Origin of the sequence: Rummeliibacillus suwonensis, from assembly GCF_007896435.1 — a bacterium.
Lineage (GTDB): Bacteria > Bacillota > Bacilli > Bacillales_A > Planococcaceae > Rummeliibacillus > Rummeliibacillus suwonensis.
The window spans coordinates 1,137,530-1,150,902 of record NZ_VCBL01000001.1 but is presented as its reverse complement, the minus strand read 5'-3'; the positions used below and the strand labels follow the sequence as shown (position 1 = coordinate 1,150,902).

Here is a 13,373-nt window from a genome sequence, read left to right as displayed (position 1 = left end):
GTCATTTCACTTGAATCTACTTTTCTTTTAGCGATTTGATAGAATATTCTTATCATTTCGCAAAAATGTACTTCGTGATTTTGAAATTCGATTGATCCTATTTTCTGCTAATCGATTGGCAGCCAAATAGGTTGGAATGCCTTCGTCTTTCGAGATTTCAAATATTTTTGTGATGCTATCATAAATTCCTTCTACTCTTTTCATCGCACGCTCACGATTGTAGCCAGAAAGTTCATCTGCTACATTTATCACACCACCAGCATTAATGACATAGTCGGGCGCGTAAATGAATCCGGCTTCATGTATCATTTGACCATGTTTAGAATGCTGAAGCTGATTGTTGGCAGACCCTGCAATCACCTTTGCTTTCAGTTGTGAAATGGTTTGGTCGTTGATAATAGCCCCTAATGCACATGGTGAAAAAATATCAACCTCTTGTTTATAAATATCATTGGGATCAACTGCTACTGCACTGAATTCGTCTACCACTCTTTTGACCGCTTCCTTATTTATGTCTGTGACAACCAATTTTGCCCCTTCTTTATATAAATAGCGACATAATGTATAGGCAACGTTTCCAAGACCTTGGACAGCTACTTTTTTCCCTTTCAAGCTATCACTACCAAACGCTTCTTTTGCAGCAGCCTTCATCCCTACATATACACCATATGCTGTGACAGGAGAAGGATTGCCCGATGACCCGAATGCTGGAGAAATACCTGTAACATAATCTGTTTCCTCATGAATCAAATCCATATCGGCAACTGTAGTACCAACATCCTCTGCTGTAATATAGCGACCATTCAAGCCTTGGATGAACCGTCCAAGTGACCGAAACATTTCCTCATTTTTGTCTTTGAAGGGATCTCCGATAATAACTGTTTTTCCACCACCTAGATTTAAACCTGCTGCGGCATTTTTATAAGTCATCCCACGCGCTAAACGTAATGCATCTTCCATTGCATCCTCTTCAGATGCATATGTCCACATTCTCGTACCCCCAAGCGCTGGCCCCAGTGTTGTATCATGGATAGCAATGATCGCCTTTAAGCCCGAAGTTCCATCCTGACAGATGACAATTTGTTCATAATCATACTTTTCCATATACTTGAAAATTTCCATTTACATATCCCCCTTAGTGAACTGAATCACATTTTCTGGCTGCCAAAATTTCCAGTCACTTTTATTAAATGCAAGAAGCGTGCCAAAAGTAAAAAAAGGATATAAAAATCCTGCTAACAACCTCATGTCCTTTCTTAACATCAAGATTCAGTACATCATGTACGAACTGGATGAAACTCCTTTTCTAATCCACCTTATGAAATGAAAAAGTCAATTCGGCTTATCAGATAAATCTTTATTTTTTAAATACGAATATTCAAACCTATTGAAGAAAGCGTCTTTTGTAGAATCTAGATAAAAAACAGCATGCCAGGATGACTCCTGACATACTGTTTTCTTTTGGCATATTTTTTTCAAAAAGCATGCAATATTTTGCAGGATCTGCATGATTTAGCATGCTATTTTATTCAATACCGTATTTTTCTAATTTATAATATAAATTTCGAATCGAGATATGAAGCATTTTTGCTGCTTTCGTTTTATTATGTTGGCAACTTTCTAATGCTTGTTCGATGATTTGTTTTTCAAAGTCGTTCATTTTTTCTTCTAATGTACCATGAGTATTCAAAGTTTCCTTCGAATTTTTGGATGCCCCCTCATTATGGGCTGGAATATGTAGATAACGTTCGTGCAGTTCGGTCTCATTAACGGGCATAAAGATCATGGCACGTCCAATCACGTTTTCTAATTCTCGGACATTACCTGGCCAATTGTAGGACTGCAATTTTTGAAAAACGGCTAGTGATACTGATGTAACATTTCTCCCATATTCACGATTCAATTTTATAAGTAATCGATCTACAAGTTGTGGAATATCTTGTATGCGATTTCGTAATGCTGGAACATAAATTGGCATCCGATTTAAACGATAGTAAAGATCTTCACGAAATGTGTGATCATGCAAAGCTTTTTCCATGTTTACATTCGTCGCTGCAATAATCCGAACATCAATTGAAATAGGTTTTATACCACCTACTCGAACGATTTCTTTTTCTTGCAAAACACGTAATAATTTTGCTTGCGTACTAAGCGATAATTCTCCAATTTCGTCTAAAAAAATACTTCCACCATTAGCTTCCTCGAAAAGACCACGTTTACCTCCTTTTTTAGCACCCGTAAATGCGCCATCTTCATACCCAAATAGTTCACTTTCTAATAGACTTTCTGCAATGGCCGCACAATTGACACGTATAAACTTTTCGTAATGACGATTACTTTCACTATGAATAGCGTGTGCAAAGAGTTCTTTCCCCGTTCCAGACTCACCTCTTAAAAACACAGTTACAGGCGTTTTTGCTGCCAATTTTGCTTGTTCAATCGCTAATGTCATTTCATCTGAAGTCCCAATAATATCATCAAATACATATTTAGATTCCAACGAGCGAATAATTGTTTTTGCCTGCTTGAGCTCATGTGCTAGCTTTCTCATCTCTGTAACATCATGAATCACCCCAACGCTTCCTTTTAACTCATTTTTAACAATGATCGGTGCAACATTGACAATCACTTCTCGCTTATTTGGTCCTAACCGCATATTTACGCCTCGGATCGGCTTTTTTGTGTCGATAACCTTTAAATGCATACTTTCTCCTTCAGAGATATCAGCAGTCGCAGGCTTTCCTATGATTTCTTCAGGTGTAAGTCCTGTAATTCTTGTATAGGCCGGATTGACAACAATGCCTCTCCCCTGTTCATCGGCAACTGAAATCGCATCATCACTTGACTGAATGATTGCTTCTAACATCGTTTTGATTTCTTTCAAATCTGTAATTTCTTCTGCCAACGCCGTTACTTCTGAAACATCTTTAAAAATGGCTAAGGCACCGATCTGCTGAAGACTTTCATCCAACATCGGTATACAGGATGCGACAATTTTTTTACCTGTATCTAACAGAAGCTCTTGATCGGTTTCGGTAATACCTGTTTCAATCACTTTAGTTAAGCTGCTATCGCGCATAATTTGATCGATATGCTGTCCTATCGCATCTTCTATTGAAACATCCGTAATTCTAGCCGCACTTTGATTGAAAAATGTCACAACACCCTCTAGATTTATACTGATCATACCTTCTTCGATCGAATTAAAAATAATTTGTTGACGTCGTGACAAGGATTGAAGCTTTTGGATGTAATAATCTTTTTCTTGTAATAGCTGCACAAGAATCTCAGCCATTTCCCCCGGTATTAAAACAGTTTCTTTTGGCAATATAGCAAGTAATTCTTTAAAAACGCTCGGATCTCCCGTTACATCAATGACCATATCTAATGTATGGTGTAAAAACGCATGCCAATCATTTCCTGTTTCAATTCCGGATTTCCGCGCTATGACCATTCCCGGGGCATCTTCTCTCACATCAACAACAGCGACCGTTTGCCACTTGGTTGAATGAGCCAATAATTGTAATATCGCTGTCCCTCCAACACCTGCTCCTACTATCATAATTCTATGCAAATCTTTTCACTTCCTCACTATTATGTGCAAGTATTTTCATATATTGATTATTATAGTAACGAATGTTTCTACTCTTGACAATCTATGCATTAGACATGAGAATAAAGAAGATTAGAGGAGTTGAACGAAATGGGTCGTTTTATAGCTTTTATCATATTAGCCATACCTGCTATTATGGCTGCTATTGGGATCAAATTAATACGCGATACGTTTTTTGCCAAATTAGTTGATCCCATCCCTTATTTATGGATGCAATTTGTGATTGGGATCGTGTTATTTCTATTAGGATTTGGATTTTTCGCTGGATACTTATTAAATCGAGATCGTAAAAATGGAAGAATTGCCCCAAAGTACTCTAAGAAAAAAGAATAATGATGGTGTAAAAAAACGCAAGGATTCACAACCCTTGCGTTTTTTACTGTTTATATAATTGAATCCATTCCATCATGCAAGATTTAGATAAAAATGCAAACCTTTTCTCACATATATACTTCAATACCCAATGCTTACTGCCTATTCATACAGGATAAATTAGTATTCAGAAGATGCTCTCTCCTGCACGGATCGTACAATTTCCGGATAATCTGTAATCCATCCAACTACAGCCTTATGCGGTGATGCAATATACGATTCATTTCCATTTATATTATAAAAGCGGCATTTTTTTCTTTGAGATAAACATGCATCTAAATATCTTTCTTTATAATAACGAGATTTATTGGCATGGATTGTATCAATAAAAGGCAATTGATCTAACCTATCCCAATTCAGAAATTTAGTCGCGATCAATGCCGTTTCAATATTAGATGCTAATTTCTTTACTTTTTCCAGTAATTCCGAATGAAATGAAGAAAAATGCAATCCAGCAATATCTTTGCATTTTTCTACTGTAAATTTTAATGCTTCATCATCTTTTAAAAAGGATTCTTTTAGCTCAACATTTAGTGGTATTTTATGCTTGCTATACCATGATAGAAATTCATCGAATGTTAAAATTCTAGGTCCTCTAAACTTTCGGATGAATATTTTTCCAACCTTTAACATTTCAATCTCTTCTAATGTCAAATTAGAAACAAGTGCATTTCTTCCAGTTAGTCTTCTCAAATTATAATCATGAACAACTATTGGAATATGATCTTTTGTTGTTTGTATATCAAGTTCTATGCCATCTGCCTGTAATTCGAGTGCTAAATTAAATGCATCAATCGAATTTTCAAGCGCATAAGCGGATGCCCCTCGATGTGCAAAAACAAGTGGTCTAAACATTCAGTTCACCATTCTCCAATAGAAAGTCTCCGCAAGTTACTTTCGTCAATGTTGTAGATTTTTTTCCAATCTGAATGTAAGTCCCAGGAAACGCTTCTTTCGTAATACTGATCTTTTCATCCCCCATATTTCTTATTTGTTGAACAATTTCATCGACTTCCCTCTCCAACTGTTTTAACTCAGTTTCTTTTTGATGAATCTTTTCAACAGTATCATCATACGTTTGACGTTGAATTTCGTTCAACTTTTCTAAAAATGGTTTGACAGGAAATACCTTCGCATCCAAATCTGCAATTTCCTTTTCAAGATGAATGATCTTATCTTGTTTATCTATAATCACTTTCGCACTGTCTTTACGATCTGGCAATGTGATGACAAGTGCAGTCTTTCTTTCTAAGCGATTACCTGATATCGCAGTATGGATAGAATGTGTAGCTTCCACATACCCTCCGATAATTTTGCCATTTTGTTCGTTAACGTAAACATTTTGTGCTTTCAGATTGGAGCCTAATGAATAGGAATCTATAAAAATATCTTTTAATGCATGAAGCGTACTATCATTCGTATGTTTTACGTAAATATTGCCACCAGCTCGGACAACTGTTTCGCTATTGCCAAAAATTCCACCACGAATATAGACATCGCCAAACTTAGATTCGATAAGTTTGGCTCCAGTTACCCCTTCAACGTCTTCAATTGAGATATCTCCGGAAGCCACAATAGAATATCCTGCAACGACTGTACCGCTAATGGTGATTGATCCATCAAAAGTTAGATTTCCTGTTTCTACTCCTACATCATTTTTCACTTGAATATGCTTATGAATAGATAATTTACCATTTTTATTCTCTAATACCCCACCGTTCTTAGCTTTTATCACAAGCTTACCGTCTTCTTCTTGTTCATAAATGGAAGCGGAATCATAATTGAGCGCGACATCTTTTCCATCTGTTGCCAGAATAACCTCACCTAAAACATTTTTTCCTGGCGTACCGGGTTGTGCTGGGATTTTTTCTCCTAACCATGCATCTTGTTCGATTTCAAAGATAAAATTCATATCAAAATAGTCTGCACGACCATCCGACAAAATTTGAGGCTTTCTATCTGGTATTTCTAAATAGTTTACTTTGGCATCTTGACCACTTTGGGGGGGCAGACCAGATGCTACAGTCACGGGTTTGCCTGATTTTACATCATCCAAGGTTAAAGTATGGATGCCAAACTTTACTCCAACATTTTCTGCTAATTCTCTAATCTGCTTGTTCATCATTTCCTCATCACTGAAAATCTTTGCAGGATCATCATTAATGTACATAGTAGCCAACATTCGATCTCTTGAAACAACAATTTCTATTGGAGGTAACCAAGAACCTATTTCTACTCGTTCTCCCAGTTCTCCATTTAATGCTTTACGTAGACTAGCAAAGCTCGTTAACTTAATACGTGGATTTTTTTTCAAGATTCGATCAAAATCCTTAAGAGTGAAACCTTCCTTTTTCAGTTCGATATACACAATCGATTGGTCTTCTATTAACTGTATGTGATCATTTTCAAAGATTTGCACAATCATTCATCCTTCCAATCATTTTCTGTGTAGTTATGTATAATTATATTATCGTAATATTTTTAGGTAATTTTAGCTAATATTATAAAAAAATGATATCCATTCTGAGCAAACATCGATTAAACATTGTCTTATAAACATTAATCAACGATATTCTATATAATCATTCTATCTAAAAATCGATAAATGTAAAACATTTTACTAAATAATTGCTAAAAATTTAATATTTATTTACATATAGGAGAGAAATGATTTTATGAAGATTTCACTATTATAATTATGATAATATAGTAAATTTCAAATATATGTATGCATTTTGAACCACACTAAAAAGCCTGAAATTTTTTATGATTTATTTTCCATGAAAATAGGCCACCGTTATTAATCCTATTTACCTAATTTACTTTTCTTGAATAATGGATCATTACTTGAGGCCTATTGTATGATATTTCTATAGTCAAACATGCCCACTATCCAATTTTAAGATTTAAATAATGAACTGATTTCCCCTATGGCTTGCTCGCTCTTCTACGTGACTTTAAATGAACTTCTCTGGGTTAATACCCCCAATCTATCAAAACGGAATGAAAAATACAGTTTTTTTCCCGATCACACTGTATATTTTCCTTAATTTCACCAATCAACAAACTTAAAATATTCTTATTTTCTCTTTTAACACTACTATTCCAACAAGTTAAAGACTGTTAGAAAGAAGTATGTGCTAGAACTCACAAGTTCAAATTGATCATTTTATACAAAAAGCGTCTCCTCCAACAATCATCCAAATTGCAAAAGCAGACGCTATTAACCAACACCATATTAAGCTTATCGATTATAAATTCTGTGTAAAGCTATATCCCAAACTCTTTCTAAGCCATCTTGAAAGTTGACTTTCTAATTGAAAGCCCTGCCTATTTGTCAAAAGGCACTGTTTTCGCAAATGAAATACCGAGATAGCTATACTTTATATGAACCTTGTGTATCGCTTTGTTGTGAATAATACTAACACCATAAATTTCACCTTTTTTATCTAAACTTATACCCGCTTTGATGGGTACGCTCTCAATATTTTTAAATACATATTTTTTCGACTCTTCATTATTATAGTCATCTGTTATGATGAAACCTTTCAGATTATCACTAACCTGTACTTTTGCTTTTAATGGTTTTTCATCGTTATTTACAAAAACATTTAAAATTTTTAATTTACGAAAGCCGTTATTACCAATTCCAACAACAACTGATTTTTGATCTTTGCCTGAAGCAAGTGTACCAATCTCCAAGGGAGGATTCAATTTAACAAAAGAATAAATGATAGCAATAATGATGATTAAAATTGGAGCAATAATCCAGAGCTTTTTCAACTAATCTCCCCCCCTTAGTATTAATATACCTTTACCGAATTACCTTGTTGGATTGAGAATAAATTTATAGTAATCTCATAAATCCATTTTCTCTTACAGTAAAAAAGCAGCAATAAATTTGCCTTAATAATATTTACTCAACAAAGGCTTGTTCGATTAAAAAAAATTCTTTCAATTTGACTAATAATTTTTCAGAGTCTTTAATTGAATCAATTTCATAATGCAAAATCCAGATGAAAAACATGAACATTTCTAATCAACATGAACATTAATATTCAGAAGTTTTTGTTCCACTCCAGACGGCGCTTTCCACGGGCTTAGCTTCAATCTCCTCGTCACTACGTTCCTGCGGGGCTTTCAGTTCAAGCTTTTCCCGTAGGAGTCGCCGTCTTCCGCTCCACAATTATCAAAATTAGTTATTATTAAATGTTCGTATTTTTTAAGAAGAAAATGATTTATGAAATTGATTCAATTGTTAATACTTTAAAACTTACCTCTGCTTCTTTGCCATTCTTTAAAATTAAAATAAGTTTTTCTCCTAATATTTTACCTCGTTCAATTTCTGAGATACTGATTTTCATTCTTGGTAAAATTAGATTCCTATAAATGGAAAGTTCACTATCACTCAAACGAATATAATCAATCGTATTAAGTTTAAAATAGTATATCCCTACTCCAAAACCTAATGGAACATACGATACAATTAAAAATAACATCCCATTAAATCTGAATTCGAAAAGTGGAAGTAAAAAAATCGCCAATCCTAAGTACACTAATGAAATTAGAAACCAAATGTGCCCTGAAAACTTCCAAATATAATTTTCTTTAAATTTAAATTCCATAACTTCAATTAATCACCACACTTAATAATTTCATTTTAACATGAAATTACTTTTTAAGAGTAATGGATTATGAATTTAGAAAATATAGGTTATTATACAATTGAAGCATTAGATATTTTGAGTTTAATGGTTTTGTTTTATTACTTGAATCGATTAATGTAGAATCCGGATCATAAATATAAATATAATCTATCTCGTTATGACATAATAAATTACATACAACCAACCAAAAATACCATGAAAAATAGCCCACAATACTGAATGATGTACGCTCCACGAAATCGTAATGGCTAAGGCCGAACCAAATCCAATTCCTGACTTAACCGCTGACTTGTTATCCATTATCTTTTCTCCTTTATATGTATCTATTAATAATAGTATATCGTTTTTTCTCCAAATTTTTCAATCATAGCATTTATATTGATAGTTATCATCTCCATCTATTGGTCATGGTGCATCCTCTTTTGGGCATTCTATAATTCGGTTTATATCTTCATTATTAATTTAACATCATTTAGCTAACATATGTTTCGCCTGCTCTACCATATACACTTAAAACGACAAATTTCACGACGACATAAATCTTTTCTTTTAGGAAGCTGTTTTCTCTCTTGAGATTGTTGTTATCATAGAAAAAGAGCAATATTAACCCTCTTCAAAAAACTAATCCTACGTTATACTATCTACATATCTATTTTAAGGGGATTTTACTTATGGAATTATCCGAGTCAATAAAAAGACATACGAAAAGAACGAGCAAAAGAAAGAAAGCAGCAGAAATTTCTAAAACAATACTTGCTTCATTAGTGATTTTTGTACTATCAAACATTTTTGAAATGATAGTTAAAAAAAATGATATTTATGATTCAACTTCATTTTTTAAATTTTTAATTGACTACAACAAAGATTTATTTGCTTTTTGTGTATTTTATCTTATATTTACTATGTTAAGCCTTCTGATTTTTAAGGCACTCAAAAAGGATAAAATTTTTAACGAATTTTTTCCAAGCTCAATCAAAAAAATCTTTTCCTGCTTCGTTGTTTTTTCAACCATAGTAATAATTATTAGTAAAATATTCGTTCGCATCTAAATCAACTCCTTTCGTTTAATGTTATTCATTAATATGTGTACCACAACCGAATATAAGTTGAGCCATTACCCAGTCGCGGTATTGATCAGAATTTGTTACATCCAAAGCATGAAAAATCGGTTTATCTCCTTATCTTCAAGTAAATGTTTAACCTTTCTTTCACAGAAGTTTAATCGTTCTAATACCTTCATTGGGTTTTTACGTCTTGATACATGTAACGCTGTAGTAAGTGTTAATATTGCGTACATAATTAGCGATAGTAGTCTTTGAAATTTGCTTACCGTAGCCTTGTCGACATTCCGAGATGGACACTTGCAAATTGCAGATATTTCTTATTTTCCTCGTTTTTCTAAATTGCATATATGACCGCGAATGCTCTGCTCCACTTTCTTTGAGTCCATAATTTAAAATTTTTTCCAATATCAAGTGAATAATCTTAGCGTTTGTTCCTACGATTTTAACATCTTTACCGGTAACTCTTTAGCAAAGCAATCAAGCATATAACGATCAATCTTTAGTTCAAATTCCGTTATTTTCACAACAAAAAAACACCTCCTCCTACGATCGAATAAATCGTAAAAACAGGCGCTTTTAACTAGCAAGAGTTTATCCGTTATATATAATAAGTTTATCGGGTATAAGTCCGTGAAGTATTTGTGAAAAACCGCGTTAAATCAACTCTAAACATTTATAGGTTTGCATCAGTAAATTCATTGATAAATAAAGTAAAGCTTCCATCAGTGGGGGTTTTCTTCATCCCTCACCTATCTTCTCGTTTTTCTCTAAACCTTGAGGTGGGGGTCTTACTGCCCGTTAACGCGGGATAAATTTACCTTCTTTTAGACATTATAATGAAAATTATTATTTTTGCCCACCATAATGATTAAATCCATATTATGAATTAGCTCAGATGATTACTTATATGCTATGGTTTAAAATCCACTTCAATATAATTATAATTATCATCTATAGTCGCATATTGATGCCACAATTGCCCCTCATAATAGAAATAAAATCTTATCATCGTATTTTCATCATACCACGTTGGAGAGCCATTAACTACATAAGCAATATAGGTTTCTGAATTTGGTTTTATTGTAATTGATTTTGGATAATATAATCGATCATTGCTTGTAAATTTCACTAAAGTCAAACTTCTATCATAGTCAGCGTAATCATTATCAATTAAGTCTCCGTATTTTTGAATATAGATGCTTTTATTACTTTTATTCTTAATCGCTAAAACTACAATGGCTGCACTATCATCTTTTTTATCAGTCATAAAAGTATATACTTTTGGTTTTGTCGCAACTTTAGTTTTAATAATGACAGTTTTCGAATATTTACTATAAGTAGTTTTACCTTTTTTCTTCTCATAACTTTTAACACGATAATAGTGTTTGGCGTTAGCTTTTAAGTTGTAATGTATATAAGAAGTTGCAGTAGTCGTTTTGATCTTCTTATATTTACTATTTGCAGTCCTATGATACACTACATAGCCACTTACCCCTGTTACTTTATTCCATTTTAACGTTGTTGAATAAGCTCTTGATGAAGTTGTAAATTTACTTGGTGATTTAATACTTTTTGCATAGGCACTATTTCCACCAAATGATAAAGTTGAAATAAATAATAAAAATATAAGTGCAAATGTTACTAATTTCTTCATATTATTCCTCATTTCATAGTTATTTAGATTATTATAACAATATATTACAAGGAAATAAATAGAAAATAAATTTTAGTTTATCCTTTATTCGGAAGATTTTATAGGAGTTAGAAACTATTATAAATACCATATTAAAGCTGTAATAATAAGCAAAATAACACCTATGGCCCCAAAGTAAAAGCCTACCTTTTCTCTACTCTTTCTGTATTCTTTTGTTTCAGAGAAAAAATTTGCTCTTTGCCCAGGTCCTGAAGTCCATGCTCCAATGCTTAATCCTGAAATGACCATACAAATAATTCCTATAATTACTAAATATCTAATAAAAACGCCTCCTTACAGTTATTGATCCTTTATTTTAAAGATTTTCCGAATGATTATTAGATAATTTTAATGTCTAAGAACAATTGCTTCTATGTTTTAAAATTACTTATGTACTCACAACTATATTATACTTTTAATTACATATATCGCTATGAATAAAAATAGGTGATTACTTTGAATATTCCTTCTTTTTAATTAATAAGATAGAATTTTTATAGCTAAATCTCTCATTATTCATCAAAATTTCCAACATATATATTACTTATTTTTCTCCTCTAATTTTTCTAAAATCTTATCTAATTTTTGATTAATAATTTGCCTTTGTTTTTTGTATCACCAATTTTTTTAAAAAATATTATAGTCAAAGAAATGATTAATATGAAAATAATAAAGAAAACGAAAGTTACTAAGATATCACCCATATTTATGTTCATTTCTATACCTCCTTACCAATTTAATTTTAACATAAAATTACTTTATAGTCTGAATGTAGTATAGATAAAGTGAAGCTTCCATCAGAGGGGATTTTCTTCATCCTCCACTGAAATAGAAGAACGAAAGTGAAAAGCGCCACGTCTTATGGCAACACCTGAGTGACCAACAGTTTGTCCGCCCGAACCAATCGGACGCATGCGGCAGTTGATTCCCCATCTATCTTTGTCGTTTCAGATGGGGATCTTACTGCCCGTTAAAGCGGGATAAAACAGCCTAATAATTGGCTAGAGTTAGATATTGTTCTTTCTGTCTGCATCCTCCCATTTGATTTAACTAATGTGTATCATAATACCATGCCATTTTTCATTATTCTCCTGCAAATATGATCGATTGCTTTTCAATTTCATAGCATATTCCAACAGAATTGTAATTCAATTTCTGTCGTATTATTTTCGATAGGACGCAAAAAAGCACACCTCCACTTGTTGAATTTTTTTGCAAACTCAATAAATGGAAATGTGCTTAAAGTAACACATTCTTTTTTCGTTAATTGTAGGCTCAAAAAGTGATTTATTGGTTATGAGTTCAGTATGCAAATTTATGATTAATCACTTTCAACCCTTATATCTCAAGGCTCTAAACCGCAACCATCTCAATCCGAATCTTATCCGCGATCATGGCGATGAATTCTGAATTTGTAATTAGGCGGAATTTCCCCGATATACTTTTTCTTATTATATTCGATAGTTTCGCGCAAGTTTGCCGCTTAAGTAGCGCGAAGCCTTTACGTTTTATTCGTTCTGTTATTTACCGCATATTTTACAGTAAGAAGTCGAGTATATCAAGTTATTAATTTTTATTATCTTTTGAATATAGCGTTTTTATTGTGTAAATATTTTCTACAACACTTTCAATTGACATTTTTTCATTTTTTACAGCGGAACAAATAATACGCAAAAACTTTACATCGTGTTCAAGAAATTCTTCTGCGCCATTAATCATCGCAAACGCAGGAAACCTTTCTCTAATTGTTTCTACATATCTTTGAAATTGGCGTTGACTTAACCCAAATTCTTCCCAAAGTTTTTCTTTAATCATTATTTTTCCTCTCACGTCGAACATGTTGACATTCTTTATACCGGTGAATTAAATATACCGTATATAGAGGGAATTCACAACATCAAAAATCGTCAAAACCCTTGCGGGAGTAAGACGCAAACGTGACGAAGCATTGACGAATGGATGAT

At 33.1% G+C, this 13,373-nt stretch carries 12 protein-coding genes; 2 read left to right on the top strand and 10 right to left on the bottom strand.

The window, feature by feature from the left end; all coding sequences use genetic code 11:
- Positions 1 to 27 precede the first annotated feature (27 nt).
- Positions 28 to 1,122, bottom strand: a complete 1,095-nt coding sequence (locus tag FEU33_RS05385) for a Leu/Phe/Val dehydrogenase (protein WP_146548389.1) — start codon at positions 1,120 to 1,122, stop codon at positions 28 to 30.
- 403 nt (positions 1,123 to 1,525) lie between these two features.
- Positions 1,526 to 3,574, bottom strand: coding sequence for a sigma-54 interaction domain-containing protein (locus FEU33_RS05380; RefSeq protein ID WP_146548388.1), 2,049 nt, complete (start codon positions 3,572 to 3,574; stop codon positions 1,526 to 1,528).
- A gap of 129 nt (positions 3,575 to 3,703) precedes the next feature.
- Between FEU33_RS05380 and FEU33_RS05375 the strand changes: the two genes are divergently transcribed.
- Positions 3,704 to 3,946: a DUF2627 domain-containing protein gene (locus FEU33_RS05375; protein WP_146548387.1), complete on the top strand. Its 243-nt coding sequence runs from the start codon at positions 3,704 to 3,706 to the stop codon at positions 3,944 to 3,946.
- 159 nt (positions 3,947 to 4,105) lie between these two features.
- Here FEU33_RS05375 and FEU33_RS05370 read toward each other — a convergent pair whose 3' ends face one another.
- The 5 genes from FEU33_RS05370 to FEU33_RS18685 form a co-directional block, all read right to left on the bottom strand.
- The gene (locus FEU33_RS05370; RefSeq protein WP_146548386.1) at positions 4,106 to 4,840 is read right to left on the bottom strand and encodes a glycerophosphodiester phosphodiesterase; all 735 of its coding nucleotides are present in this window, start codon (positions 4,838 to 4,840) and stop codon (positions 4,106 to 4,108) included.
- Positions 4,833 to 6,404, bottom strand: a complete 1,572-nt coding sequence (locus tag FEU33_RS05365; RefSeq protein WP_186731323.1) for a flagellar assembly protein A — start codon at positions 6,402 to 6,404, stop codon at positions 4,833 to 4,835. The genes FEU33_RS05370 and FEU33_RS05365 overlap by 8 nt, the downstream gene beginning before the upstream one ends.
- Before the next feature lie 911 nt (positions 6,405 to 7,315).
- Complete coding sequence (locus FEU33_RS05360; RefSeq protein WP_146548384.1) at positions 7,316 to 7,768, bottom strand: hypothetical protein; 453 nt, start codon at positions 7,766 to 7,768, stop codon at positions 7,316 to 7,318.
- A gap of 455 nt (positions 7,769 to 8,223) precedes the next feature.
- Positions 8,224 to 8,610 (bottom strand): hypothetical protein, encoded by a 387-nt coding sequence (locus FEU33_RS05355; protein WP_146548383.1) that lies wholly within the window; start codon positions 8,608 to 8,610, stop codon positions 8,224 to 8,226.
- A 189-nt stretch (positions 8,611 to 8,799) separates the two neighbouring features.
- On the bottom strand, positions 8,800 to 8,952 hold the full coding sequence (locus tag FEU33_RS18685) for a hypothetical protein (RefSeq protein ID WP_186731322.1): 153 nt from the start codon (positions 8,950 to 8,952) through the stop codon (positions 8,800 to 8,802).
- A 371-nt stretch (positions 8,953 to 9,323) separates the two neighbouring features.
- On the opposite strand from FEU33_RS18685, the gene FEU33_RS05350 reads away from it, so the two are divergent.
- Positions 9,324 to 9,701 carry a hypothetical protein gene (locus FEU33_RS05350; RefSeq protein WP_146548382.1) on the top strand — a complete coding sequence of 126 codons (378 nt, stop codon included), beginning with the start codon at positions 9,324 to 9,326 and terminating at the stop codon, positions 9,699 to 9,701.
- A gap of 925 nt (positions 9,702 to 10,626) precedes the next feature.
- Here the strand turns inward: FEU33_RS05350 and FEU33_RS05345 are convergent.
- The 3 genes from FEU33_RS05345 to FEU33_RS05340 form a co-directional block, all read right to left on the bottom strand.
- The gene (locus tag FEU33_RS05345) at positions 10,627 to 11,370 is read right to left on the bottom strand and encodes a hypothetical protein (RefSeq protein ID WP_146548381.1); all 744 of its coding nucleotides are present in this window, start codon (positions 11,368 to 11,370) and stop codon (positions 10,627 to 10,629) included.
- Between the two features lie 117 nt (positions 11,371 to 11,487).
- On the bottom strand, positions 11,488 to 11,664 hold the full coding sequence (locus tag FEU33_RS18680) for a DUF5316 family protein (protein ID WP_312754419.1): 177 nt from the start codon (positions 11,662 to 11,664) through the stop codon (positions 11,488 to 11,490).
- A 1,311-nt stretch (positions 11,665 to 12,975) separates the two neighbouring features.
- Positions 12,976 to 13,224, bottom strand: a complete 249-nt coding sequence (locus FEU33_RS05340; RefSeq protein ID WP_146548380.1) for a hypothetical protein — start codon at positions 13,222 to 13,224, stop codon at positions 12,976 to 12,978.
- Positions 13,225 to 13,373: the final 149 nt, after the last annotated feature.